The sequence below is a fragment of the Sphingobacterium sp. SGR-19 genome, from assembly GCF_011043555.1.
In the GTDB taxonomy this organism is placed as follows: domain Bacteria; phylum Bacteroidota; class Bacteroidia; order Sphingobacteriales; family Sphingobacteriaceae; genus Sphingobacterium.
In genome coordinates this window covers 1-26483 of record NZ_JAAKGS010000013.1, presented here as the reverse complement: position 1 = coordinate 26483, position 26483 = coordinate 1, and the positions used below count along the sequence as shown (strand labels likewise).

General features: G+C 39.2%; 23 protein-coding genes. All 23 read left to right on the top strand.

Annotated elements, in window-relative coordinates; translation table 11 throughout:
* Nucleotides 1-2: 2 nt before the first annotated feature.
* The 23 genes from G5B43_RS18360 (at nucleotide 3) to G5B43_RS18250 (ending at nucleotide 26463) form a co-directional block, all read left to right on the top strand.
* Nucleotides 3-1529 (top strand): RagB/SusD family nutrient uptake outer membrane protein, encoded by a 1527-nt coding sequence (locus G5B43_RS18360; protein WP_165296266.1) that lies wholly within the window; start codon nucleotides 3-5, stop codon nucleotides 1527-1529.
* Nucleotides 1530-1546: 17 nt separating this feature from the next.
* On the top strand, nucleotides 1547-2749 hold the full coding sequence (locus G5B43_RS18355) for a sialidase family protein (RefSeq protein WP_165296265.1): 1203 nt from the start codon (nucleotides 1547-1549) through the stop codon (nucleotides 2747-2749).
* Between the two features lie 17 nt (nucleotides 2750-2766).
* Nucleotides 2767-3906, top strand: coding sequence for a cellulase family glycosylhydrolase (locus tag G5B43_RS18350; protein WP_165296264.1), 1140 nt, complete (start codon nucleotides 2767-2769; stop codon nucleotides 3904-3906).
* 146 nt (nucleotides 3907-4052) lie between these two features.
* Complete coding sequence (locus tag G5B43_RS18345; RefSeq protein WP_165296263.1) at nucleotides 4053-4514, top strand: hypothetical protein; 462 nt, start codon at nucleotides 4053-4055, stop codon at nucleotides 4512-4514.
* A gap of 17 nt (nucleotides 4515-4531) precedes the next feature.
* Nucleotides 4532-5074, top strand: a complete 543-nt coding sequence (locus G5B43_RS18340) for an ArsR family transcriptional regulator (protein ID WP_240904923.1) — start codon at nucleotides 4532-4534, stop codon at nucleotides 5072-5074.
* 43 nt (nucleotides 5075-5117) lie between these two features.
* Entirely contained in the window at nucleotides 5118-6515 is a 1398-nt protein-coding gene (locus tag G5B43_RS18335; RefSeq protein WP_165296262.1) for an ATP-binding protein, read from the top strand.
* Between the two features lie 38 nt (nucleotides 6516-6553).
* The gene (locus tag G5B43_RS18330) at nucleotides 6554-7936 is read left to right on the top strand and encodes a nucleotide sugar dehydrogenase (RefSeq protein WP_165296261.1); all 1383 of its coding nucleotides are present in this window, start codon (nucleotides 6554-6556) and stop codon (nucleotides 7934-7936) included.
* Nucleotides 7937-8009: 73 nt separating this feature from the next.
* Nucleotides 8010-8492, top strand: coding sequence for an adenylyltransferase/cytidyltransferase family protein (locus tag G5B43_RS18325; RefSeq protein WP_165296260.1), 483 nt, complete (start codon nucleotides 8010-8012; stop codon nucleotides 8490-8492).
* Between the two features lie 50 nt (nucleotides 8493-8542).
* Nucleotides 8543-9841, top strand: coding sequence for a nucleotide sugar dehydrogenase (locus tag G5B43_RS18320; protein WP_165296259.1), 1299 nt, complete (start codon nucleotides 8543-8545; stop codon nucleotides 9839-9841).
* Nucleotides 9842-9857: 16 nt separating this feature from the next.
* Nucleotides 9858-10973: a non-hydrolyzing UDP-N-acetylglucosamine 2-epimerase gene (wecB, locus tag G5B43_RS18315; protein WP_165296258.1), complete on the top strand. Its 1116-nt coding sequence runs from the start codon at nucleotides 9858-9860 to the stop codon at nucleotides 10971-10973.
* A gap of 59 nt (nucleotides 10974-11032) precedes the next feature.
* On the top strand, nucleotides 11033-12244 hold the full coding sequence (gene wecC, locus G5B43_RS18310) for a UDP-N-acetyl-D-mannosamine dehydrogenase (RefSeq protein ID WP_165296257.1): 1212 nt from the start codon (nucleotides 11033-11035) through the stop codon (nucleotides 12242-12244).
* A 4-nt stretch (nucleotides 12245-12248) separates the two neighbouring features.
* Complete coding sequence (locus G5B43_RS18305) at nucleotides 12249-13601, top strand: oligosaccharide flippase family protein (RefSeq protein WP_165296256.1); 1353 nt, start codon at nucleotides 12249-12251, stop codon at nucleotides 13599-13601.
* An 18-nt stretch (nucleotides 13602-13619) separates the two neighbouring features.
* Nucleotides 13620-14990, top strand: a complete 1371-nt coding sequence (locus tag G5B43_RS18300; RefSeq protein ID WP_165296255.1) for a hypothetical protein — start codon at nucleotides 13620-13622, stop codon at nucleotides 14988-14990.
* Nucleotides 14991-15013: 23 nt separating this feature from the next.
* Nucleotides 15014-16135, top strand: coding sequence for a chondroitinase-B domain-containing protein (locus G5B43_RS18295; protein ID WP_165296254.1), 1122 nt, complete (start codon nucleotides 15014-15016; stop codon nucleotides 16133-16135).
* Between the two features lie 31 nt (nucleotides 16136-16166).
* Nucleotides 16167-17270, top strand: coding sequence for a glycosyltransferase family 4 protein (locus tag G5B43_RS18290; RefSeq protein WP_165296253.1), 1104 nt, complete (start codon nucleotides 16167-16169; stop codon nucleotides 17268-17270).
* Nucleotide 17271: 1 nt separating this feature from the next.
* The gene (locus tag G5B43_RS18285; protein WP_165296252.1) at nucleotides 17272-17730 is read left to right on the top strand and encodes a serine O-acetyltransferase; all 459 of its coding nucleotides are present in this window, start codon (nucleotides 17272-17274) and stop codon (nucleotides 17728-17730) included.
* A 422-nt stretch (nucleotides 17731-18152) separates the two neighbouring features.
* Nucleotides 18153-19964: a heparinase II/III family protein gene (locus tag G5B43_RS18280; protein WP_165296251.1), complete on the top strand. Its 1812-nt coding sequence runs from the start codon at nucleotides 18153-18155 to the stop codon at nucleotides 19962-19964.
* Nucleotides 19965-19985: 21 nt separating this feature from the next.
* On the top strand, nucleotides 19986-21209 hold the full coding sequence (locus G5B43_RS18275; RefSeq protein WP_165296250.1) for a glycosyltransferase family 4 protein: 1224 nt from the start codon (nucleotides 19986-19988) through the stop codon (nucleotides 21207-21209).
* A 164-nt stretch (nucleotides 21210-21373) separates the two neighbouring features.
* On the top strand, nucleotides 21374-22648 hold the full coding sequence (locus G5B43_RS18270; RefSeq protein ID WP_165296249.1) for an ATP-grasp domain-containing protein: 1275 nt from the start codon (nucleotides 21374-21376) through the stop codon (nucleotides 22646-22648).
* A 1-nt stretch (nucleotide 22649) separates the two neighbouring features.
* On the top strand, nucleotides 22650-23771 hold the full coding sequence (locus G5B43_RS18265) for a polysaccharide pyruvyl transferase family protein (protein ID WP_165296248.1): 1122 nt from the start codon (nucleotides 22650-22652) through the stop codon (nucleotides 23769-23771).
* Nucleotides 23771-24421, top strand: coding sequence for a sugar transferase (locus tag G5B43_RS18260; protein WP_165296247.1), 651 nt, complete (start codon nucleotides 23771-23773; stop codon nucleotides 24419-24421). Before G5B43_RS18265 ends, G5B43_RS18260 begins: the two co-directional genes overlap by 1 nt.
* Nucleotides 24411-25445, top strand: a complete 1035-nt coding sequence (locus tag G5B43_RS18255) for a hypothetical protein (RefSeq protein WP_165296246.1) — start codon at nucleotides 24411-24413, stop codon at nucleotides 25443-25445. The genes G5B43_RS18260 and G5B43_RS18255 overlap by 11 nt, the downstream gene beginning before the upstream one ends.
* Entirely contained in the window at nucleotides 25438-26463 is a 1026-nt protein-coding gene (locus G5B43_RS18250) for a GNAT family N-acetyltransferase (RefSeq protein WP_165296245.1), read from the top strand. The genes G5B43_RS18255 and G5B43_RS18250 overlap by 8 nt, the downstream gene beginning before the upstream one ends.
* The last annotated feature ends 20 nt before the right edge of the window (nucleotides 26464-26483 follow it).

The window sequence follows — 26483 nt, the reverse complement described above, 5'->3', positions numbered from 1 at the left end:
CGATGAAAAAGATATTATTTATTCTCCTTATAACAGTGTCCAGTTTGATTTCGTGCGATAAGAGCTTGCTCGATCAGGACAATCCCAACACCCTTACCGAAGAGCAATTTTGGATTACCGAATCCGATGCCCAGCGCGGTGTGAATGCCATTTACCACATGTTTTACCAGCCGGGTACCTGGTCGCGGTGGATCTACTTCCGTTTAGACCTTACCTCCGATGAAGGTTTTAGCAAGAGCCCCTGGATAGAACTGGCCGATTGGACGCGGTTTCAATATGTTAATTACAATTTTTTAGAGGGCAATGTCATTACCTATAAGGACACCTACAAAGCGATATTCCGGTGCAACCAGGTATTGACCCATGTACCCACGATTGAATTCGCAGACGAGAACAAAAAAGCACAACTCCTGGCGGAGGCGAAATTCCTCCGCGGATTTTACTATTACTATGCCGCACTACTATGGGAGAATTTTCCCATCGTGACCTCCTTGCAAAGCCCTACCGATATGCCAGAGGCCAGTACCTTATCGGATGTCTGGGCGCTGGTAGAGTCCGATCTGTCAGAAGCGGCACAGGCATTACCGCTACAATGGTCGGGGAACGACATCGGACGGCCGACCAAAGGTGCCGCGCTGGCATTGCTCGGAAAAACCTATATGCAGCAGCATAAATGGAACGAGGCCAAATCGGCTTTAGATTACTTTATCACCGGCGAGGGAACAACCTATTATGATTTGGTGGCTTATCAAGACAACTTCCGCGCGGAAAATGAGAACAATAAAGAGTCTGTTTTCGAAATTCAGTTCTCCGACGCGCATAAAACCGCCGAGGGCGATATCCCGAGCTCGACGATGAGCACAAACCGTGCGCAGTTTTTTGCACCCCGATCGATCGGCTGGTCCGACGGACAAGCCCGCTATTGGTTAGTCACCGAATTCAAGAAAGAAAAGACCGTGGATGGCGAAATAGATCCACGTTTGCGCTATTCCTTGTTTTACCCGGGCTTAGAAGCAGACTTTGGGGATAAGGTCTATGGCCGAAGCTGGCAATGGGATGCCGATGAAGCATGGTTCCGAAAATATGCGCGGGATTATAAACAGAACCACGACGACTATTTTAACGAGGTCAATAACCGGGTCATCCGATTTGCGGATATATTGCTGCTGTATGCCGAAGTCCTCAATGAACTTGATCAAACAGCTAATGCGTATCCTTATGTAGATCGGGTACGCACGCGCGTCAACCTCGCACCATTGGCGGCGGCTTATCCTTCTATCGGCAACGATAAAGATCGCTTTAGAGAACGGCTGAAAATGGAACGGGCCTTGGAGCTCTGTGGCGAGAGTGTGCGCTGGGCAGACTTAAAACGCTGGGGAGACCTAGAAACGCAAGCCGGTATAGACCGAGTAGCCCAGCGTGATCCAGATTTCAACAATTTTGTGTTAGACAAGCATATACGTCTGCCTTTGCCCGAGGTAGAGGTTGCCAATAATCCAAATCTGACCAGCAACAATCCGCATTATTAATTTTCTAAGATATAGCTATGACTTATTGCACTTTATTCAGACGCATCGTTCAACATGCCTTTATGTTTCTCTCCCTCGTGGCGTGCGCGAAAGAAAACTCCCCCGAGGGGACACTGCCCCCGGAACAGCCGGATCAGGATGAAATTTATATTGAGTGGGATCAACAGACGCGCCGGAAGATTTCTTCCGGAAACAATACGCGGTACGCTGGTTACGGCCGGATTATCCAATTGCCCGACCAATCTTTACTGGGCATCTACGAAGCCGACGGCAATGTCGTGTCGGTAAAAAGTGACGACCTAGGCGAGAGCTGGTCCGAACCGGTGGTGGTCGCAGCGCGGACTGAAGGCACAAATATGTGCGTGCCCGATATGCTCCTGCTAAATGATCAGAAAACCATACTGGCGCTGTATAACGGGCGGCCCTTCGCGATTTCCCCAGAACGGAAATTCGATATAAGGATAAAGAAAAGTACGGATGCCGGGCAAACCTGGACGGACGAGAAGGTATTATACGAAGCCGGCCACGAGTTTGAGAACGGTTGTTGGGAGCCGGCAGCCATCCAATTGCCTAGCGGCGAAATACAGCTCTTTTTCGCTAACGAAGGGCCTTATACCCAGTCCAATGAGCAAAATATCTCCATGATGCGCTCGCAGGATGATGGCGAAACGTGGACGACCGATCCCACTATCGTGAGTTTCCGCCCGGGCAGAAGAGACGGAATGCCTGTCCCCGTATTGTTGAACAACGGGAAGGATATCGTCGTCGCGATAGAAGATAACGCTATTCAAGCCTTCAAACCGTATACGCTGCATAGCAGTATGGAAGAAAACTGGGCAACGACGATTGGTGCCGAAAGTCCGAAGCGGAACTACGCTTTACTAGAGCCTGTTGCGAACGAAATCTATGCCGGCGCGCCTTATATCCGGCAATTGAGCACAGGCGAGACGATCTTGGCTTACCAGGGCACGGAAGGGCGTACCAACGACATGAATTTTGCCGACATGAAAGTCGTGATCGGTGATGATCAGGCCAAAAACTTCACCAGCAAGTCCGCGCCGTTCTCGATTCCGAGCAACAGATCCTGCTTATGGAACAGCATAACGGTATTGAACGATAATACGATCATTGCAGTGACCAGTACCAACGCCTATGGCACTGCCGGTAACACGGAGGTGTGGATGGTCAAAGGAAAACTCATCAACAATACAAATCAATAGTACAATCAATTAAAATCATGCAGAAAAACACGTTTATTTTTATTGCACTCTTTGCCAGCATACTGCTCGGCAGTTGTACAGAAACACAAAAGCAAGAAACCGAGTCGAACCGGGAAATATGGACCAAGGAGCAGGCCAACGCCTGGTACGAGGATCAAGAATGGCTGGTTGGCCCGAATTTTACACCAAGTAACGCCATTAACCAGCTAGAAATGTGGCAGGAAGAAACCTATGATTCCGTAACCATTGATAGAGAACTTGGTTGGGCAGCCGATTTGGGTATGAACACCGTGCGGGTTTATCTGCACGACGCTTTGTACGAGCAAGACTCCCTCGGCTTTCTCCACCGGATCGATCATTTTCTAGGCTTGGCAGACAAGCACAACATCAAAACACTATTGGTGATTTTCGATTCCTGCTGGGATCCATTCTTTGAACTTGGTAAACAAAGAGAACCTACGCCATTTACACACAATTCGGGCTGGGTACAAAGTCCAGGACAGTTAGCCTTGAAGGATTCCACACAATATCCACGGTTGGAGCGTTATGTTAAAGGCGTTATTAAAAGGTTTGCCAATGATCAACGTGTGCTCGGATGGGATATCTGGAATGAACCAGATAACATGACGGGACCATCCTACGAAAAAGTAGAAACACCAGACAAGGTCGCTCTCGTGCTTCCCCTACTTCGGAAATCTTTCGCATGGGCAAGGTCGGTCAACCCCTCCCAGCCAATTACCTCCGGCGTCTGGTCTGGAGACTGGTCTTCAGAAGAAAAAATGAAGCCGATCGAGAGATTGCAGGTAGAAGAATCCGATATCATTACCTTTCATAACTACGATGGCCCCGAAGATTTCGAGGAACGCATCCAATGGTTGCAGCGTTATGAAAAACCGATCATCTGTACAGAATATATGGCGAGGCCAAATGGCAGTACATTTGCCACATTTTTGCCCATCGCGAAAAAGTATAACGTCGGTATGATCAACTGGGGCTTTGTTGATGGGAAGACCCAAACAAAATTCCCTTGGGATTCGTGGACGAAGACCTACACCGACGAACCACCGGTTTGGTTCCATGATATCCTGCGAGGAGACGGAAGCCCCTACGACCCCGCAGAAACAGAAGTTATCAAGTCCTTAACAGGGGCGAAATAAGATCCCTTCCTATTTCAGGGCCGTCTCCTAATCAGGGGGCGGCTTTTTTAGTTTGAACTTATTGTTAATTCTGCTTTTGCTCCCGTTCTTTATCAAAATTTTGTCGTTTATTTGTCTCGTAATCAACTGTCTATAAGAATGGTACTATGAACGCCTTAATCTACCTCATGCTCGCAGGGCTCGCACCACTGCTTATTTTCTTACTCGTCATCAACGAAAGACGAAAATATCAACGCTATAAGCGTTTCATGGATATGGATGTCACGGTGCAATTCCAGGGATCACAGAGTTCTCATGATCAAATGCGCCACGGCAGCGTCATGATCAACCTGCGTAAGAGTGCAGAACATATAAAAGGGATCGTTATTAAAGACGTTTCTTTTAGCCACAGCGTTTTCTACGTGCCGGTGTTTGATCAATTATACTTCAAAGGAAATGGCGATAAAAGCCAACTTCTCTCGGCACGTTTCCGGATAAGTCGTCACAGCCTACACCGATTGGAGGGAAGGCAGGTACACATCATCCTAAAAGGGTCGATAACAGATAAGGAGAATAAAGTCATGCCGTTTAAGGCGCGTATTCCTTATGTTATCGAGTTAACAAAATAATAACTTGGATTTTAGAAATGTATCGAGTACCTTTGTTGCTCAATCTATTCAAATCTATGTTAGGTGCGTTAATCACTTCTAAAACAAGATTAAAATTACTGATCAAATTTTTTGTATCGGCAGGTAATACCGGCTATTTACGTGGTATCGCGGAAGAGTTTGATGAATCCACCAATGCTATCCGCAAAGAGCTTAATCAATTAACAGAAGCGGGCTTCCTGGAGCGGAAGCAGGAGCAGAAAAAAGTACTGTACCAAGCCAACACCCAACACCCCCTATTCAATCCCGTTCAACGTTTAGTGCATTCCTTCTTAGGTATCGATAAAGTAGTTGATCAAGTCATGGAGCGCGCAGGTGATGTGCATGAAGTTATGCTCGTGGGTGCGTACGCCAAAGGGCAGGAGTCGGATCAGGTAGAAGTCGTCGTTTTGGGAGGAGATTTAGATAACGACTATTTAGAGAATGTTGCAGCGAAAACAGAGAAATTGATCAACAAGAAAATTGGGTTGCAGTTCGAAAAACCCACAAGCGGAAGTTACATTGTGGTGTATAAAAAATAGAATTTAGAGGAGTCCCCAAAACAGGAGGTTACTGGAAAATCAAATGAACAAAACAACAACATACCCTATACCGAGAACCGAATCTGAAACGGTGGAATTCAAATCCAGCTTTCAGGATGAAGTGATCGTTTCTTTGGTGGCCTTTGCCAATGCCAAGGGAGGATCGGTGTATGTTGGTGTAGGGGATACGGGAGAGATCAAAGGCGTGTCGTTAGGAAAAGAGACGGTGCAGAACTGGATCAACGAAATCAAGATAAAGACCCGGCCATCGTTAATACCCGATGCGGAAATTATTGAAGAGCAAGATAAAACAATAGTCCTGCTAAAGATCCAGGAGTACCCTATAAAACCCGTATCCATTAAAGGAAAATGTTATAGGCGTGTAGGTAATTCGAACCATTTGATGGGCGTTGAAGAAATTGCCAACGAACATTTAAAGACAATTAACGGCAGTTGGGATTTCTATCCAGATCCCCATCACTCGTTAGAAGATATTTCTTTAGAGAAAGTCAGCCGTTTTATCCACAGGATCGAGCAACGGACAGAAAATAAAGTACCCTATACCCCCGTAGAGTTTCTAACCAAAATGGAAATGCTCCGTGAAGGGAAACTCACGTTTGGAGCCTATCTGCTATTTGTGACGGATTACTGCTTAGTGAGTGATGTACAGGTAGGACGTTTCAAGAGCAACATTACCATCATCGATTCGATCTCGCTGAATACGGACCTATTTTCGGAGGTGGACGAGATTATTGCTTTTATCAAAAAGCACCTGATGGTAGAGTACATCATCACGGGCGAGCCACAGCGTACGGAGCGCTTCGACTACCCCTTGGATGCTATCCGGGAGATTGTGATCAACATGATCGTGCACCGCGACTACCGCGACAGTTCGAGCAGTGTAATCAAGATTTTTGACAACCGAATCGAATTTTATAATCCGGGAAAACTGTTTGGCGGCATTACGATCGAGGATTTACTTACGGGAAATTACAGCTCCAAATCGAGGAACAAGTTGATCGCCAAAGCCTTTAAAGAAGTGGGGCTTATCGAAAGGTATGGTTCGGGTATTCATCGCGTACAGGAGATCTGTAGGGATTACGGCGTGGTTGCACCTGTCTTCGAAGAGTTTTCTGGTGGTTTCCGCGTGGTGCTGTTTAATGAGAAGCAGAATATACAAAAAGATGATACTATAAATGGCGGATTAAGTGGCGGATTAAGTGGCGGATTAAGTGGCGGATTAAATGGTGAGGATAGATTTCTCTTGTCTTTAGTTGAGAAAAATCCGGGTATTCAGCTAAAGGAAATTTTAAGCGTGGTTGAAAACAAATCACAAAGAACCCTCGAAAGGCAGATAGCGCAGTTAGTGGAGCGGAAGCTTATAGAACGTAGAGGGAGCCGGAAAACAGGAGGTTACTGGAAAGTTGGGAGTGAAGCGTAATAAGTAAGACGGACAGATAGTAAATGGCAGAAAAGCAAATGAAACAGATAAGAAAAATAACCTGTATCGGAGCAGGCTACGTAGGTGGTCCGACGATGTCTGTTATTGCGCAGAAGAATCCCGATATCCAGATTACGGTAGTTGATGTCAATCAGGAGCGTATCGCTGCATGGAATGATGAAGACTTATCGAAGCTTCCGATTTATGAAAAAGGTTTGGATGAGGTTGTGGCTGAAGCGCGTGGTCGTAACTTATTTTTTGATACCGATGTCGATAAGGCGATTGACGAAGCGGATATGATTTTCATTTCGGTGAATACACCCACCAAAACGTATGGAAAAGGTAAAGGACAGGCGGCCGATCTGAAATTTATCGAACTCTGTGCCCGTCAGATCGCCACCGTTGCTAAGGATGATAAAATTGTCGTGGAGAAATCAACGCTTCCGGTACGTACGGCAGAAGCATTAAAAAGTATTTTAGATAATACAAGTAACGGCGTGAACTTCCACGTGCTGTCCAATCCCGAGTTTTTGGCCGAAGGAACCGCTATTGCTGATCTACATAACCCAGATCGAGTGTTAATTGGTGGTGAAAATACCGAAGCGATTGAGGCATTGGTCAATATATATGCCAGCTGGGTTCCCCGCGAGCGGATTTTATCAACGAATCTATGGTCGTCCGAGTTATCGAAACTGGTGGCCAATGCATTCCTTGCACAACGTGTTTCCTCTATCAACGCTGTTTCTGAACTTTGTGAGGTTACTGGTGCGAATGTAGATGAAGTCGCAAAAGCCGTGGGCATGGATTCTCGTATCGGGCCGAAATTTCTAAAAGCCTCGGTTGGGTTCGGAGGCTCTTGTTTCCAGAAAGATATTTTGAACCTCGTTTATATTGCGCGGTCCTACAAGCTCGATGCCGTAGCCGATTATTGGGAACAGGTGATTATCATGAACGATCACCAGAAGACACGTTTTGCCGAGCGTATTATCCAAACGATGTACAATACGGTAAACGGTAAACACATAGCGTTCCTAGGATGGTCATTTAAAAAAGATACCAATGATACCCGTGAATCTGCCGCTATCTACGTTGCAGACCATCTGCTGGATGAAGAAGGACAAATTGTTGTTTACGATCCGAAAGTATCCGCAGAGCAAATATATAAAGATTTAGATGCGCTTGGCACGCGTGCGCCAGAGGCCAACCGCCGATTGGTGAAGGTGGTCGATGACCCCTATCGGGCATTGGATCAGGCACACGCTATTGCCGTCCTGACCGAATGGGATGCGTTTAAAACATATGACTGGGCGAAGATTAAAGAAGCGATGAAAAAACCCGCCTTTGTTTTTGACGGTCGGAAGTTGTTGGACCGGTCACAATTAGAAACGTTAGGATTTAAATATTACGCTATAGGAGAATAGCTTGGCACTTTTATTGCTTATAGCGGTGCAAAGTCTACACTATCGAGCAATGAAGCATTAAAAAGATAACAATATGGAAGAAAGAGTAGTGAAAAAAAGAGAAGACTATAATCCGGGGCCACGCGTTGGCATTACCTTTTCCACTTTTGATTTATTGCACGCAGGGCACATTATGATGCTTGCCGAAGCAAAGCGTCAATGCGATTATCTGATCTGTGGACTGCAAATGGATCCTACCTTAGACCGTCCAGAAAAAAACGCACCTACGCAAACCGTAGTAGAACGCTATATCCAGTTGCGCGGCTGCCAATACGTTGATGAAATTGTGCCCTACTCTACCGAACAGGACCTGGAAGATATCCTTCGTTCCTTTAAACTGGATGTTCGTATTGTAGGTGATGAATACCGTGATAAAGACTTTACTGGTCGCAAGTACTGTGAAGAAAAAGGTATCGAACTGTACTTCAATAGCCGCGACCACCGCTTTTCGAGTTCGGGTCTGCGTAAGATTGTTTACGATAAGGAGAGTGAGAAGAACGGGAATGAGAAAAAATAAACACGCATAGAGAGACTTCAAGTTAACAGGGAAGACCGAATTTAGAGAGAATGAAAAAAATTGCCGTTATTGGTCAAGGTTATGTGGGGTTGCCGCTGGCAATTGAATTAGCCCTCCATTTTCCTGTTGTTGGTTTTGATATCGACGAGAAGCGTATAGCCGAGTTGGCGAAAGGAATAGATCAGACCCAAGAGGCAGATTTGGAGAAGCTTCATACAGGTATCCAATTGATAAAGGAAACAAATTTTCAAAAAGGCTATAAAGCTTCCTGCTCGCTTGATGATTTAGAAACAGCACAAATTTACATTGTCACCGTTCCAACTCCAATTGATCGTTACAATGCGCCTAATCTCAGTCCGTTGAGGACAGCGTCCGAAATGCTCGGGAGGGTCATTAAAAATGGCGATATCGTTATTTATGAATCGACAGTTTATCCTGGATGTACAGAAGAGGAATGTATACCAATATTAGAACGCACTTCTGGGTTATGTTTTAACCGTGATTTCTTTGTCGGGTATTCACCGGAACGTATTAATCCGGGAGATAAAGTCAATACATTAACCACAATCAAGAAAGTAACTTCTGGCTCTACTCCGGAAATTGCAGAAGAGATAGATCAGCTATATAAAACTATCGTTACCGTTGGCACTCACAAAGCCCCCAGTATAAAGGTCGCGGAAGCTTCGAAGGCCATTGAAAACGCACAGCGGGATGTAAATATTTCGTTTGTGAACGAGCTGGCCCTTATCTTTGACCGTATCGGCATTGATACCAATGACGTACTCGAAGCTGCAGGCACAAAATTTAACTTTTTAAAATATAAACCCGGCTTAGTAGGTGGGCATTGTATCTCCGTGGATCCCTACTACCTTACGCATAAAGCCACACAGTTAGGCTATCACCCGGACGTGATTTTATCTGGTAGGCGTGTAAACAATTCTATACCAGCTTTTATAGCTTCTAAGGTGATCAAATTGATGGTGGCGAAAGATGTTGTTGTTAGAGGAGCAAAAGCCCTTATTTTGGGTGTCACGTTTAAGGAAAATTGTCCAGACGTTCGGAATACCAAGGTCGCCGATATATATAGGGAGCTCAAAGAATATGGTGTAAACGTGGAAATATATGATCCTTGGGCGAATCCTGAGGAAGTATATGCCGAATATGGAATTGTACTTAAGGCCGGAGGGATACGGAAGGATTCCGCTGAAAAGAAATATGATGCTATTATTCTAGCTACAGCTCATGATGAATTTTTAACATTAGATATTAATCAAATAAGAAAAGAACAAAGTGTTGTTTTCGACACGAAAGGCGTTTTACCACGGGCATGGGTAGACGCAAGACTTTAAAGCAAACAAACAAAAAATGATTAAGAACCTTATCGTATTCGGAACTCGACCCGAGGCCATTAAGATGGCTCCATTAGTGAAGGCTTTTCAACAAGACGAAGCGTTTGATACTAAAGTTTGTGTAACGGCACAGCATCGCGAGATGTTGGATCAAGTATTGGAATTCTTTAGTATCACCCCCGATTTTGATCTTGATTTAATGAAGCCTAATCAAAATCTTTATACGTTAACGGCAGATATTATTACTGGCTTAAAACCGGTATTGGAAGAGTTTAAACCAGATTACGTATATGTTCATGGTGATACAACGACTACGATGGCGTCCAGTATTGCGGCTTTCTACTCGGGAGCACAGGTTTGCCACGTAGAGGCGGGGCTTCGGACGCACAACAAACGCTCCCCATTTCCGGAAGAGATCAACCGTCAGGTTACGGGTCGGATTACCGATTATCATTTTGCTCCAACTGCCGCGTCCGAACAAAACCTACTAAATGAAAATATATCGAAAGAGACCATTCTAGTAACCGGAAATACTGTAATTGATGCATTATTTGACAGTTCGGAGCGTGTCAAGGATTTGGATAATCCTGAAATTAACTATTTAAAAACCGTTGTCGATGCTAGTAAGCGCTTAATTTTGGTAACCGGACACAGACGAGAAAACCATGGAGATGGATTCATTAGAATCTGCGAAGCATTAAAAGAAATTGCGGAGTCACATGAAGATGTACAAATTATTTATCCCGTACATCTTAATCCAAATGTTAAGGGGCCAGTGTATGAAATCCTTTCTGGTATTGATAATATAAATTTAATCGATCCGTTAGCTTATCCGGCTTTCGTATGGCTGATGAACAAATCGTATTTAATTATTACGGATTCCGGTGGAGTACAAGAAGAAGCACCAAGTTTGGGTAAGCCTGTATTGGTTATGCGCGATACGACCGAAAGACCGGAGGCCGTCGATGCAGGTACGGTTATTCTCGTGGGTACAGATAAAGACAAAATCGTCAACGAAGCAAATGATTTGCTGAATAATAGTGAACGATATCAACAAATGAGCGCTTTACATAATCCGTATGGCGATGGAAAAGCATGTGCACGAATAGCGGAATTTATCAAAAATTTGTAGGAAATCTGCAAATAAATACAATCAATATACAATAACAGAAATTAAAATTTATTTAAAACATGAACCCAAAAGTTGTAACCATAGGATTAGGATATATCGGATTACCAACTTCGGCATTAATCGCCAACAGTGGTATTCCTGTGCACGGAGTAGATGTGTCTCAGCATGTCGTTGATACCATTAATGCTGGGAAAATACATATTGTAGAGCCTGAATTGGATAAAGCTGTGGCGGAAGCGGTGTCCAAGGGCTTCTTAAGAGCAAGCACTAAAGCAGTTGAAGCCGATGTGTATTTAGTTGTGGTTCCTACGCCATTTAAAGGCGATCATCAACCCGATATTTCCTATGTACAGGCTGCTACGGAAGGTATTATCCCTTTATTAAAAGAGGGAGATCTGTATATTATCGAATCGACTTCTCCGGTAGGTACTACGGAGAAAATGCAGGACTTGATTTTTAGTAAAAGACCTGAATTGCAAGATAAAATATACCTAGCGTATTGTCCAGAACGTGTTTTGCCAGGCAACGTAATGTACGAGTTGGTGCATAACGACCGTGTGATTGGTGGTGTTGATGAGCGGTCTACACAAAAAGCTTTGGCTTTTTACGGTCAATTTGTTAAAGGAGAATTACACTCAACAAATGCCCGTACAGCCGAGATGTGTAAGCTTACCGAAAACGCATCCAGAGATTCACAGATTGCATTTGCTAATGAGCTATCTTTGATCTGTGATAAGGGAGGCATTAATGTATGGGAATTGATACGGTTGGCAAACAAGCACCCACGTGTCAATATTCTTCAGCCGGGTTGTGGGGTAGGTGGTCATTGTATAGCGGTGGATCCCTATTTTATCACTGCTGATTTTCCGATGGAGTCGCGTATGATCGCGCAGGCGCGTGCGACAAATAACTATAAACCTTTTTGGTGCGCCGAAAAGGTAAAAACAGCTCGACTAGAATTTGAGTTGGCAAATGGACGCCAACCATCTATAGCGATTATGGGATTGGCTTTCAAACCGAATATCGATGATCTTCGTGAGTCTCCCGCGATTCATATCGCTGAGCGAGTGTTACAGGACTCAGGCGATGCAGATATGTATATCGTAGAGCCTAATGTTCATGAGCATAAAGTTTTCAAGCTAACAGATTACAGAGACGCCGTTGAAAAAGCCGATATCGTTGTTTTATTGGTTGCTCATAATGAGTTTAAAGAATTAACGTTTAGAGAGGATCAATTAGTACTGGATTTTTGTGGAGTGACAAATAAATAATATCTTGTTAAAGCGAATTCTTTCATACGGATTTATTGAGGGTGTCGCAAAGGGATTAAATAAATTGATCCTTTTGCTTTTACCCTTTATTCTAGGTACTATAGATTTTGGAAAGGTAGGGCTAATTCTATCTATAGAAACCCTATTGCCATTCATTACGTTGTTAGGTTTTGAAAGAGTTATTTTGAGATTCTATTCTCAGCATGACGAATTTAAAAATTTCGATAGGACAATAAATATAGCGATAAACATTGCTCACTTTCTGGTTTTATGTTTTTTAATAATTGCTTATATTTACGGTGTAAGAGATATTTTTGGGCTTTATGTTTTTCCCGATTTATTTTTGCTGTTGATATTGGTGTATTTACAGGGTACTAATTTATTAGTATTGAATAAACTTAGAGTTCAAGGTTTACATAGCAAATATTTCGGGGCACGTTTATTTTTACAAATAGGAAAATTTTTATTAGTTTTTTTATTGGTATATTTTACTGAAAGCTATATTGGATATCTTATTGGGGGTATTTTAATTGCCTTTATTACTAATATAGTTTTTAGAGTAACCGGATCAACCACTATTACTCAGAAGTTTGACAGCGTTACTTTTAAAAATCTGTTTGCATTTTCTTGGCCATTTATCTTTCATGGGTTAGCGACTAATCTATTAGGTAACGGCGACAAGTTTATCATTGAAAAATATTTAACTTTGTTTGAAGTTGGACAATATACCTTTGTATATTCGATTGGCTCGATGATGGTATTTGGATTTGTCGGAATATCGGTATATCTTGAACCACTGATATATAAAGCAACTGTAGAAAAGAAGGAAAAATATTTAAATGATTATTTGTTATATGGAACTGCGATCTCCACTATATTATATTTCTGTATAAATATTTTCAGTCATTATTTGATGGACTATTTCTATAGCAATAGTTATAGAGACGTCGCGTACCTCATCCCCCTTATTGCTATATCATTTGTTGTTTATCCATATTATTTGACGGCGAACTATAGGATGATATACGATAAAAGAACAAAAAGAATTGCTTTTTTATCTATTTTGACTTGTTTACTTAATATTGGCTTGAACTTTCTATTAATACCTAAGTTTGGGTTATACGCTTCCGTCTTAGTCACGTTTATTTCGTATGTGACGCAGGCTTTATTATTTACATATATCTCCGTCGGAGGACGGATAGAGAGGCAAGTCCTTGAAGTTGTTGTGATTTCGTTGAGCTTTTATTTATGTATGTTTTTCAACGCTCATTATTTAGTGGTTACTGTACTATTAGGATCGTTAGTAATCTATTTTTTCTTTACAGGCGAGAAATTATACAAACGAAACGCAAAGTGAATTTATAATCGGTTTGATATGACAAAATTTCCACGCTTAAGTGCTATTTTTTCTACAATTATTCTTCTTTTATACGTTGCGCTATGTGGAAAAGAATTATTAATTGAGACTGGGAGTTATGTATATTTATTACAAACAGCCGTCTTCACAATTGCTGTTTTGCAACAACCTAATAACAGATATTATATTTTTTCCCCTTCTTTTATTTCGTTGTTGTACCTAAATCTAAATTTCATAGTAGGACATCACACCGTTTCACGTGGATTTGGTTTGAGCTTGACGTATTATCACGCATTTAATAATTATAGTTCTATACAGTTTATTACGGCATTTTTTTTGTTGTGCAACTTAATGGTATTTTGTGCTATACCCTTTAAATCATTGCGCAGTTTGTCTCCCTGGGCAGCTTCGAATCAGAAAGGATTCAGTTCATTAAAATTAATCTTTCTATTCGCGGTATTGTTTTTGTTCGGTTTTATTCATATTGACCTTTCATTTATCGGAGGAGGAGGCGATTTTTCATACGTATATAAACTAGTGATAGCGATTTTTATTACATTGACATTAGTCAAGATGAAGACAGCATGGAAATATCTTTTATATCTAATTATGGTTTCATTTTTTATGATTGGTCATTATGATAGTAAAAGAGAAATTATCTATGTGATTATTCTGGTTGTTTTTTTAGAGATAATGTATAATCGTATTGATATCACTGTATCATTTAAGCAACTAACGCTTGGTATCTTAGGTGTTTTAGGTTTTTTTTATATCGTCACCATTTCTTCAATAATGAGGGGTTATGGGAATTATGAAACTGAATCTTTCTCTGAAGCTGCTGGATATGTTCCAGATTACGTACAGTCAGATCTTTTTATGGATGCCTTTACAGCAAATTTTGAGACCAATTCGGTTTACGGGAATAGCACAAATGCTATTAACTATATTTATACTGGACGAGCGGAGTTAACTTACGGAACTACAATGGTCAGATTCCTTTTTTTGCCCCTTCCGCGATCAGTATTTCCTAATAAGCCGAATGGAATAATAGATGCATATACAATGATATTTGCACCACAATTTAGAGCTATAGGTGGATCTTTCCCGGTGATCGTTTATTCTGAAGTTTTTTGGAATTTTCACATTTTCGGATTGTTTTTTTTGTTGTTTATATTCTTATGGATTAACAGGTTATACGTTTCATTGTTGAAGAAATTGGCAAATAACGATGAAGGTATATTAGCTGTTTTTCTTGTGTTTATGTTTGTTACTCTCCTTCAATTTATTAGGGGGTCGGGATTTGAAATTTGGTTGGTATATGGTTTATTGTCAATACCGTTGATATCTATTATTTTTATACTTCGTCGAATAAAAAATGAGAGGAGTTAATGCTATTCTTTATTATAAAAGACATGAACAGATTTTATTTAACAGTTTTAGGGATATTATTTTTAGCGGTTTGTAATGCTAAGGTAATTAATGTGCAAGCTGTGCCCGGGGGAATTTACTATGTTTCGGGGGACAATAGAGATTTACAAATTGTCGTGAAAGGGAAAGGGACCGAGACGCGGCCTTTTGTCATTAGACCGCGCTCTAAAGATGCCATTATGCGAGGGAACTCGTTTATTAAGTTAGACAATCAATGCGCGAATATTATTATTCGGGACTTAACATTTGAGGATAACGTCATTCAATATAAAAGCTCCACTAGTTTGATTGAAATTGGGCGATCTAAGAAATCGACGGTTACAAATATCCGTATTGAAAATGTTGAATTTAGATCAAGGAATGGATTTAAAGATAGAGATAAAGAAACCCAGTTTCATTGGATTAATATTTTCGGAAATAATGTTGTAATAAATAAGTGTCGATTTAGCGGTAAAAGGAATAGACTTCCAATTATTCATGTGAATTCCAATTTTGATAATAATGTAATTCGTGATAATATATTTCAGGACGTTCCGTCGAGAGCTGCAGGTGCCTTGGAAGCGATTAGAGTTGGTCTCGCTGACGGCGATTCGGATGTGCGAATTGTGGGTAATAGTTTTATTAATTATCATGGTGATTCAGAAACAATTAGTATTAAAGCGAATGGAGCTGTACTTTCTGATAATACTTTTATAAATTCTAGGTCAGGAATTTCTATTCGGTACGGCAACAATTGTGATATTGTTAATAATACGTTCAGCAATACTGTTACACCAATACGAATTGCGGGGAGTAACCATAGAATTGTCGGAAATACATTTAATAAGAATAAGAAAGACGCAAGCATTACATTTATGGTTGGTGGAAAAAGTTATCCTAACGTAGAAAATATCGAGATATCACGGAATCAATTTAATTTGAAGAATGTAACCTTCAACTGTATTCAATTTCCTAATCATCACTCGTTTCCATCAGACATTAGGTTGAGTCAAAATTATCAGAATGGTATACCTTTAGAGAATAAGCATACGAATATTGAGAACAACAGAATAGCGACTAAAAATAAACGAAGTGATAATACTGTATTATATACTTACGATTTTTAAACAAAACTTTACGGTCTTTTAAATTCAATTAATGAGAGAAAAAATAAAACTAGTTTGTTTATATCAAGTGGTTATGCACTATAGACTACCATTTTATAACCGAATTTCAAAAGATCCTGAGATTGATTTTACATTGATACACGGAAAGGGGCTTAAAGAAGGCAAGTTGAGAAATACGAATTTGGACAATGTGACTTTTAGGAGATTTCAGATTCCGGAATTGAGAATACCTTTACCCTTTAGTCCGCTCTTGTTGTTTTATCTAATGCGAGAGAGCCCTAAAATTGTTTTTACCGAAGGGTCATCATCGTTAATTAATGCCTCGATTGCTTTTTTTTATGCGAAGTTATTTAAAAAAAAGTTCATTTGGTGGAGTTTGGGGACACTGACGAATAAGAAGTATTCTGGGCTCAGAAAATTCATCAACCGTTGGGAAAAATATATAGAGAAATCTTCTGATGCGATATTCACATATAGCACCCAGGGTAGGAATTATTTTTTAAGTAGAGGGGTAGACGATAAAAAGATTTATGTGGCAGTTAATGTCTTTGATACAGAAACCAAATTAGAAGAAATTAAAAGATTTTATATCGAAGGATATTTAGATGATACCTGCTTTAATATTGGTTTTATTGGCACCATACAGAAAACTAAAAACTTACAACTTTTAGTGGATGCGGTCCAAAAACTGAACGAACGATATAAAAACATACGACTACACATCATTGGCGACGGAACTTATTTGGCCGAACTACAAAGATATGTAGGTGAAAGCACAGAGATTAAATTTTATGGGCGAATGAATGAAGGTGCTTCAAAAATACTCGGCAATTGTGACGCATTTGTACTTCCGGGACTTGGAGGATTAGCAATTTGCGAGGGAATGCTCAATTCTTTACCGATTATTACAGGAAATGCGGATGGTACTGAGTATGACCTTGTCGGTGATGAGAATGGGTTTATAATAGAAGACATGAACCTAGAGAGCCTATGTAACAAAATCGAATATTTATATAATAATCCAACAGAACGTGAAAAAATGAAGATAAACTCCTTTAGACGAATTACAAATGAGTTTAGCTTCGAACATTATTATAATGTGTTTAAAGATATGGTTAGAAAATTAACAGAATAAGATGTCAATACCGATAAAATTATATAGAATTGGGAATTTCTTTCAAAAGAGAGGCTGGACCAAAATTGGGAAGATGTTTTCGTTGCTCAATCGTTTTTTGTTTGCAACGTGGCTTCCTTCATCTGCGTCGATAGGAAAAAATTTTACTTTGGGTTATGGAGGATTGGGGATTGTAATCCATTCTCAAACGCGTATTGGGAACAATTGTCTGGTTGCTCAAAATGTCACTATCGGTAGAAACTTTGGAGATACAAAGGTGCCTATCATCGGTGATGATGTGTATATAGGAGCAGGAAGTGTAGTATTTGGTGAGATCATAATTGGAAATAATGTTATTATTGGATCTAACTCAGTAATTAATAAAAGTATTCCAGATAACTGCACTGTAGTGGGAAATCCGATGAGGATAATACAAGAGAATAGAGTAGAAAAATATTACGAACTTGATACAATTAAATAAAATAACGAGATAGTGACGAAACTGTGTTTTTTAAATATGGATAAGGTCTAGTTAATTAGGGAATGTTGTTTATATTCTTGAGAGTGTTAGTAATCAATAGATGCAGTCTAATGATTTAGCCCGTGTTAATAATAGATGTAGTGGCAATAGTAACCTCTCAATTGCAGAAGATGACAATTGCAATAATACTAACAAATATGGACTTCGAAATGGAATGGGAGTATGGGGAAAATGCAAAGCAAATGTTTATTTTAATAAAAAAGTGGAGAGGTATCTTGGAAAACTTTATGATTGGGCTGAATAAATATGGAAATTTAGACAAATACTAAATAGGGAATATTCGATAGATGAAAAGTAAATTTTATAATTTAATATTAATTATTAAGCTGATTCCAAAGTTAGGCTTTGCGAATATGGCCTATATGCTCTATTATAGACTATCGATTAAATTCGGACTAAGGAAGGGTAAATTTAAGATTGGGAACAGTGTTCAAGGTGTATTTTTTCATACCTCGAGAATATTCGAGAGTAATCATGAATCTCAAGTCGATGTTGCGTCTATAATTCGTCGAGCTGAAGAAATTCGGACAGGTTTATTTACCTATTATCATTATCATCAATTTTCAGTGGGAGATTTACCAGACTGGTTTTATGATCCTTTTTCCGAAAAACGGCTATCGATTGAAAGCAGGGAGAAGCACTGGACAGATATCAACGAATTCGATTTGAATACTGGGGATATTAAGAATCTTTGGGAATTATCGAGGTTTGATTGGGTGACTGACCTAACAAGAGCTTATCGAGTGAGTGGAGAGATGCTATATATGTATCGTCTTAACGATTTACTTAACCATTGGTCTTTAAATAACCCACCGAATGTTGGAGTGAACTGGCTGTGCGGCCAAGAGACAACAATCCGGTTAATGAAATTATTCAACGCTTCGTTGGTGCTCGATAATGTGGATGATATTTCTCTGGAACTGTGGGAGTTTGCCTATCAGCATCTGGAGCGTATAGCGGGGAATATTAACTATGCTATTGCTCAAGACAACAATCACGGAACTACCGAAGCGGCTGGACTTTATATAGGAGCACTATGGCTTTCCAGACAAAAAAAGCCTGTGAGTAAAAAACTGCTTCAACAACTAGAACAATACAAGAAGAGAGGAAGGCAGATATTTATCGAACGGTTAAAAAAACTGATACTACCAGATGGTACATTTGCTCAGAAATCTGTTAATTATCATCGTGTAGTAATGGATACGGTGTCTTTTGTTCTATACGGTATAAAAAGGTATGACGAACCAATGTTTTCATCGGAAGTCACTCATAAGCTTAACAAATTAGGAGATTGGCTATTGCAGATGGTTAGCAACGATAATGGAGAGGTTCCTTGTTTGGGAGCTAACGACGGTGCTATGTTCGAAAATCTACACAATTCTGATTACCGTGATTATAGACCTTGCATCCAGCTTTACTTCGCATTACTAAATGGAATCTTGATTTGGGAAGACAACTCCGTGAATGAATCATTATTTTGGAGAAGTATTGACTTAAGGACGCTAAATAAGCAAGCTTTGGTAAAACATAAAAGTTCAATTCGAGATAAAGAGTTTGTGCAGCTTTTTCATCACGATCTGTTGGTTAGGATTAAAGCGACTCAGGATAACTTTCGCCCTATGAATGATGTGCTTAATTTGGATGTATGGTATAAAGGGAGGAATATAATAATTGACAGTGGAAGTTTCTCTTATAATGCTAAAAGTTCAGGTTATTTTAAGTCAATAATGAGTCATAATACTTTGCAGTTTGACGATCAGGAGCCAATGCCGAGGATTAGCAGGTTTTTAAATGGAGCTTGGATTAATGTAAAAGGAAGTGACCAGATTCTGGAAACCGCTGATCAGATAACCTGGACGGGGGAATATCGGGATTATAGAGGCAATATACATCAACGTACTATCGTGATTAACAAGCAGGATATGGTGTTAAAACTTAAAGATAGATTTGAATCACCATGTAGAAGTAATAAGAAACTTAGGTTTAACTTATCTCCCGGCATTGAGACTCTTATCGATATTTCATGTAAGGGGAATTTTGATTTACGCTTTACCGAAGCTAAAGGAGAGCATTCTTTTTATTATATGAATAAAGAAACGCATAAAGTGTTTGTCTATGAGACGGAAGCAGAAAGAGGTCAGTTCGAGACCTCAATTAGCTTTCGGAACGTATAAGATAATGATTCAATTACAATTATGAAAGTTTTATATTACCATCAATATTTCACTACCCCTTCAAATGGAGGAGGAACTCGCTCATATGAATTTGCTCAAGCTTTAATAGCCAACGGTCATCAAGTCACTGTGGTATGTGGGGGCGCGGACGATAAATTTAATTTACCTATCGTCTCAAAATACATAAGTAGAGGAGAGGTAGATGGCATCGACGTGATTCAAGTTAGAGTGAATACGCAGAATACTGATTCTATCTCAAAACGTGCTGTTGACTTTTTAAGCTATGGGATAATTGGTGTTCGATTAGCTTTGAAAGAAAAGTATGATTTGTTATTTGCTACCTCAACTCCCCTGACCGCCGCTATACCCGGAATCGTCATGAAGTTATTCCGCAAAAAGAATAAATTTGTCTTTGAAGTCCGTGATTTATGGCCTGAGTTACCTAAGGCTTTAGGTATGAAAAACCCCCTTTTACTAGGAGGGATGAGCATCTTAGAAAAATATGGTTATAAAAGCGCAGATGCTTGTATAGGTCTTTCACCGGGAATATGTAAGGGGATTAAGAAAAGAAGTTCAGAAGGTAAGTTGATTAAAATGATTCCCAACGGTTGCGATCTAGAGCTGTTTAGAAGAGATGAAAAAATCGCGTCTTCGTTTTCAGTTTCAGGAATTAATCCAAGCGATGTCGTAGCCGTTTTTACCGGTGCTCATGGAGTTGCAAATGGAATTGACGCTTTGTTGGATACTGCCGCTGAGCTCAAGAAAAGAAATACTGGAAATATCAAGTTCTTATTTGTAGGTAGTGGAAAGGAAAAGCAACGTCTAATAGAGCGTGCTAAGAAACAACAACTTGACAACTGTATATTTTTGAATAGAATGTCTAAATATGAATTAAACACAGTCATGAATAGAGCGGATATCGGTTTAATGGTTCTTCAGAATGTGCCTGCATTTTATTACGGGACTTCGCCTAACAAGTTTTTCGACTATCTCTCAGCTGGACTACCAATTGTTAATAATTATCCAGGTTGGCTTGCTGATATAATCGGAGAAAGCAAATGTGGGATGGTGGTTAGACCGGAAGATGCGGAAGAGTTTGCGAGCACGCTAATATATTTAGCAAACAACCCCGAGTTGCGTCGAAAAATGGGAGAGAATGCTAGGCAATTGGCAGAAAAGAAATTTTCACGCAATGATTTAGCAAACAAGTTCGTTGCTTTTTTAGAAGGAGTTAACGAAAAATAACATAGGTAAAGATTATTATAGGCGCAATAATCATATGTTTGATCACGAATTGCAGAAATTAAAAGAAGGTGGTGTGGAGTATGACACAAATAAGAGATATTTTCGCTATCAAATCTCTGGTCGTGAATGATATTTTGTATTGAAAGTTGATGAAAGTAATAAAAATGAAAAATAAAGTTTTGATATTTCCTTCAGGTGCAGAAAATGCTTTAGAGATTAATGAGGCGATCAAGCACTCTGTACATGTTGAGGTGATTCCGGGATCTGGTAGAAATGATTACAGTGAATTAATATACGAGAACAAAGTTAGACAGCTACCTTTTTTAAATGACGAGGATTTTATTCCGGAGTTAAACGAGCTGATTAGAAAGGAAGAAATAAAACTTATATTCCCTACCGACGATACTGCTGCATTAGAATTGACAAAGCACAGAGGAAATATTAATGCCCAAATAATATCTGCTGATTATTCTACTAATGAAATTTGTCGTTTCAAATCTAAGACATATGAGTTGTTTAAAGAGGACTCGTTTTGTCCGAAGGTGTTTTTGACAGTTTTGGATGACAACGAATATCCAATTTTCTCCAAACCTGACGTTGGTCAAGGAGCGCAGGGAGTTAAGATAGTAAAATGTAGAGAAGAGCACCGCACCTTAAAGAAAGACAGGGACACCCTTTTCGTAGAATATTTACCGGGGAAAGAATATACAATCGACTGCTTCACCGACAGAAAAGGAAAACTATTATTCACGGGTGCAAGAGAACGAGCGGAGGTGAAAATGGGCATTTCATTCAAAAGCTATGAGTTTCCGATGACGGATGAGATAAGAAAAATAGCAGAAAAAATCAACGAGAAACTTAAGTTCCGTGGTTTATGGTTTTTTCAACTTAAAGAAGATACAGAAGGAAGATTGAAACTATTGGAAGTTTCTACAAGAACTGCTGGAACGATGGGATATTTCCGTCATAAAGGTGTTAATCTTCCCCTATTCAGTGTTTTCGATGCATTGGGAATGGATGTCACGATTCAAAAACAAGATTTTGATGTCACACTGTTCCGTACAACAGTAAATAAATACAAATATGGGTTTACTTATTCACATGTATATCTTGATTACGACGACACGGTAATAGTGAATGGTAAAGTCAACAGAGATGTTATTAGCTTTATATATCAATGTAAAAACAATGGTGTTAAGATACATTTAATATCGAAACACGGACATCATATACATCAAGATCTAAGAACTTTTTGTATCGATCCCGCATTATTTGATCAAATTATTTGTATGGCGCTCGAAGAAAAAAAATCTGATTATATTATTGAACCGGATTCAATTTTTATCGACAACTGGTATCGTGAAAGAAAAGAAGTCAGTGAAAAGCATGGTATTCCCTGTTTTGACGTAGATATTGTTAAGAGTTTAATCGCGAATTAATATGAGGAGTATAAAGATTGCAATGATGTCCTTTGCCGATATCAATAATTATGGAGATATTCTTTTTTCTCACGTGTTTAATATGGAGTTTAGAAAGCGCCTCTCTGATGTGGATATACATTTTTATACACCGTCGACAATAGATCTGGAAGGATATCATTATCAGGGATACGAAAAAGAAAAGGTGGACGACAAATACGACGGTGTATTTTTGGCAGGAGGCGAAGTGGTACATCTATTTGACGAGCGTACTTGGAAACCTATATATGAGAAACAAGGCAAATCTGTTATAAGTGAACATGCATCGGACACGGTTTGGGATTGGGTGACTTGTCGTTGTAGGTTTAAGGCTTGGCTCTCGGTTGGCGTGAGACCCTTTGGTGATAAGTGGGATGAGAGCAAAGTATTTGAAGCAGTTGATTCATTAGACTATATTTCGTGTCGCGGTATCCTATCTAAAAAAGTTCTTGAAGATTCAAACTTTGAAAAATTTAATAAGAAAATTGGATTAACACCGGATTTAGGTTGGATATTTCCACAATACCTTGATGATTTAAATTTAAGAGGGAAATACTATCTAGATTTTATCTCCCCGAATACGAAATATTTACTTTTCCAAGTGCATAATGTCACGGAGGAAGAAGCGAAAATTATAGCCGGGGACCTGTTGAAAGCAAAAGAGAAATATGGCTATCAAATTGTGATGATGCCTGTGATACATTTATGGCAAGACGAAATATATCTTGAACAAATTAACGAATTTGCGGGGAATGAATTTATAGTTCTACCAAATGACTTATCTGTTTTCCAGATGTTGGATGTCATTGTTCATGCATCTTTAGCCGTTACTTCAAGTTTACACGTCGCTATTACTGCATTAGCAGATGGTGTGCCGGCAAGCGTTTTCAATAAGTGGCAAGGCAGTAAACTACAAGACTTATATGGATTGCAGTTTCGAACAGATTTTTTAGTAAGTGACGTTGGTGAATTTGCAGCTATTTTCGAAAAATTAGAATATGAGCGCCAGCACTCCAAATCACTGTCTCTTTATGCACAATTTATGCGAGAGAAGTTGAAAGAAACTTTTGATGATGTCGTAAATAGATTAGTAAGTTCAACGTAATGTATAGGAAATTTTTTAAAAGATGTATAGACTTTATAGCTGCATTTACGGCAGTTGTGATATTTTCACCATTGATTTTGATCTTAATTATTTTGCTGAGTTTACAGAATAATTTTCAACCATTTTTCGTGCAAAAAAGGATTGGAAAGAATAATAAACTTTTCAATGTAATCAAGTTTAAAACGATGAATGACAAAAAAGACAAAAATGGGAATCTTTTAAAAGATAAGGATAGACTAACGACTTTGGGAAAAATAGTGCGAAAAACTTCATTAGATGAGATACCTCAGTTATTCAACGTGATAAAAGGAGATATGAGTTTGGTAGGGCCAAGACCTTTGCTAGTCGAATATTTACCTTATTATAGTGATTATCATATTCGAAGACATGAAGTTCTTCCGGGTATAACAGGGTTGGCACAGGTGAATGGACGAAATTTTCTAAAATTCAGCGAACGCTTTAATTTAGACGTAGAATACGTAGATACGCTAAGTTTTAAACTGGATGTCTTAATTATTTATAAAACGGCTCAAAAGGTTTTCAAATCCGGTGAAATTAGTATGGGAAGAAAGATGTCTGAGGTTGACGATATTGGGATTACAAAAGGACTAAGCAAGCACTATTTTAATGTAGACGAGGATGAAAAATAAGGAATTTGGGTCTGATTTTCATTATTTTTATGATGAGAATAGTGTATTGAACCTAGGGAGTCTTTTTCAAGACCAAAATCTTGAATATTTCTTTTCTGGTAGAGTAGCTCTTTATAATTTACTACAATTCGGACAGAAGAAATATAAATGGCATAAGGTGGGCTTCCCAAGCTATTATTGCCATGAAGTTGTAGATTTTTGCAAGAATTTACCGTTGGAAGTCGAGTATTATAACTATAATCCTTTTGATGAAGATGAAGAAGTTGAATGGGAAGATGAAAGCGGCAGTGTTTTTATCAACGTAGATTTTTTTGGAATTAAGAAGTTGGACTGTTCGTTTTTAAGGAAAACGGAGGTTATTGAAGATTTAACGCATAATTTAGAAAGCTTATCAAGAAGTTCGGCAAACTATTGTTTTGGTTCTCTGAGAAAGCAGCTACCGCTAGCTGTAGGGGGGGTTATATGGAGTAGGCATGGTGACTTTGCTGTCAACCTAGAAGATAATCGATTTTCGAACCAAATTGCACTCAAAAAATTAACAGCAATGTATTTAAAGAGCGAATATTTGGAAGGTAGGTTTTCGCACAAGGACAGTTTCCGAACATTATATTTGGAAGCAGAAGAGCTATTCGGTGATTTGCAAACGAATACAGCATTACCTAAGATTGTGCAAGCTCAATTGAAGGGATTGGTGCCGAGAAAACTGATTGAGAAAACAAGGCTAAACATTAATTATGGAAGAAAACTGCTAGAACTTTCTAAAAATATTGTTTGCCTGTCAGCAGAAAATGGTACAGAAATGGGTTTTGCGTTCTTATGTGGAGATTATACCATAAGAGAGAAGTTTCGAACCTATTTGATATCTCATAATATTTTTCCAGCTGTTTTATGGCCGAATCAAATTAGTGAAAGAGATATCGAAATTCAACATCGAGTTTTATTTGTTCATGTTGACTTCCGATATAACCAAAAAGATATATATTTTATAGTAGATGTAATTAATAAATTTATTAAGCATGTATAGTTTTGAAATATTGGAGGTAAATGATCCAAGGTGGGAGGAGATAATAAAGACTAGTTATATTTACGATTTCCATCATACCGCATTTTATCATAAAATCGATAACCAGTATAGATCTATTTTGTTTCTGGCACAGGATGAACAGGACTTTTTAGCAATGCCGTTGGTACTAAGACCAATTGAAGGAACGGATTTATTTGACCTGACTTCGGTATATGGTTATTGTGGACCAATTACCAACAAAGCCGACTTTTGTTTCTCAGACAGCTTTCTAGCCTTTTTTAAAGAAAGATTCGATACCTATTGCTTAAACAATAATATTGTAAGCGCTTTTTCTAGATTACATTCCTTGATAGACCAACAATCGGCTTTTGTTAATTTTGGAGACATCCAACATGTAAACAAAACGATATCTATAGATCTGACGCTCAGTCCTGAAGAGCAGAGAAAACAATATAGAAAATCAAACAAATCGGAAATCAACCAATTACGGAACAAAGGTTTTTACGTGGAGGAAGTACGAAGAACAGAAGATATAGACCGGTTTATTGAAATTTATTACGAAACAATGGACAGGGTGAATGCAACACCCTATTATTATTTTACGAAAGAGTACTTTCATGAGTTTTTAGCAAATACACAGTTTGAGAGTAAGTTGCTAGTCGCAAAATATGAGGGAAGCATTGTGGCGGGAGCGATCTTTACAGCCACGGATAAAATCATGCAGTATCATTTAGCCGGAACGACAGAGGAATTTATAAGGCTAACACCGATGAAGTTAGTTCTCGATGAAGCTAGATTGCTAGGTAATAGACTTGGATTAGAATACCTACATTTAGGAGGCGGCGTTGGTGGTAGTGATGATGATTCCTTGTTTAGATTCAAATCAGGTTTTTCTAAAGACTTTAAACAATTCTCTGTTTGGAAATACATAGTCGATCCTACTACATACGATATGTTGGTGGAAAAAAATGATGTCCAAGATAAAGAAAGTAATTTCTTCCCTTTGTATCGTTCCTAAATTGTATTGAAAAGAAGACA

Bases quoted from the DNA above. Each gene is read 5' to 3' on its own strand.
- G5B43_RS18360 (WP_165296266.1), top strand. From the start codon at position 3: ATGAAAAAGATATTATTTATTCTCCTTATAACAGTGTCCAGTTTGATT.
- G5B43_RS18355 (WP_165296265.1), top strand. From the start codon at position 1,547: ATGACTTATTGCACTTTATTCAGACGCATCGTTCAACATGCCTTTATG.
- G5B43_RS18350 (WP_165296264.1), top strand. From the start codon at position 2,767: ATGCAGAAAAACACGTTTATTTTTATTGCACTCTTTGCCAGCATACTG.
- G5B43_RS18345 (WP_165296263.1), top strand. From the start codon at position 4,053: ATGAACGCCTTAATCTACCTCATGCTCGCAGGGCTCGCACCACTGCTT.
- G5B43_RS18340 (WP_240904923.1), top strand. From the start codon at position 4,532: ATGTATCGAGTACCTTTGTTGCTCAATCTATTCAAATCTATGTTAGGT.
- G5B43_RS18335 (WP_165296262.1), top strand. From the start codon at position 5,118: ATGAACAAAACAACAACATACCCTATACCGAGAACCGAATCTGAAACG.
- G5B43_RS18330 (WP_165296261.1), top strand. From the start codon at position 6,554: ATGAAACAGATAAGAAAAATAACCTGTATCGGAGCAGGCTACGTAGGT.
- G5B43_RS18325 (WP_165296260.1), top strand. From the start codon at position 8,010: ATGGAAGAAAGAGTAGTGAAAAAAAGAGAAGACTATAATCCGGGGCCA.
- G5B43_RS18320 (WP_165296259.1), top strand. From the start codon at position 8,543: ATGAAAAAAATTGCCGTTATTGGTCAAGGTTATGTGGGGTTGCCGCTG.
- wecB (WP_165296258.1), top strand. From the start codon at position 9,858: ATGATTAAGAACCTTATCGTATTCGGAACTCGACCCGAGGCCATTAAG.
- wecC (WP_165296257.1), top strand. From the start codon at position 11,033: ATGAACCCAAAAGTTGTAACCATAGGATTAGGATATATCGGATTACCA.
- G5B43_RS18300 (WP_165296255.1), top strand. From the start codon at position 13,620: ATGACAAAATTTCCACGCTTAAGTGCTATTTTTTCTACAATTATTCTT.
- G5B43_RS18295 (WP_165296254.1), top strand. From the start codon at position 15,014: ATGAACAGATTTTATTTAACAGTTTTAGGGATATTATTTTTAGCGGTT.
- G5B43_RS18290 (WP_165296253.1), top strand. From the start codon at position 16,167: ATGAGAGAAAAAATAAAACTAGTTTGTTTATATCAAGTGGTTATGCAC.
- G5B43_RS18285 (WP_165296252.1), top strand. From the start codon at position 17,272: ATGTCAATACCGATAAAATTATATAGAATTGGGAATTTCTTTCAAAAG.
- G5B43_RS18280 (WP_165296251.1), top strand. From the start codon at position 18,153: ATGCTCTATTATAGACTATCGATTAAATTCGGACTAAGGAAGGGTAAA.
- G5B43_RS18275 (WP_165296250.1), top strand. From the start codon at position 19,986: ATGAAAGTTTTATATTACCATCAATATTTCACTACCCCTTCAAATGGA.
- G5B43_RS18270 (WP_165296249.1), top strand. From the start codon at position 21,374: ATGAAAAATAAAGTTTTGATATTTCCTTCAGGTGCAGAAAATGCTTTA.
- G5B43_RS18265 (WP_165296248.1), top strand. From the start codon at position 22,650: ATGAGGAGTATAAAGATTGCAATGATGTCCTTTGCCGATATCAATAAT.
- G5B43_RS18260 (WP_165296247.1), top strand. From the start codon at position 23,771: ATGTATAGGAAATTTTTTAAAAGATGTATAGACTTTATAGCTGCATTT.
- G5B43_RS18255 (WP_165296246.1), top strand. From the start codon at position 24,411: ATGAAAAATAAGGAATTTGGGTCTGATTTTCATTATTTTTATGATGAG.
- G5B43_RS18250 (WP_165296245.1), top strand. From the start codon at position 25,438: ATGTATAGTTTTGAAATATTGGAGGTAAATGATCCAAGGTGGGAGGAG.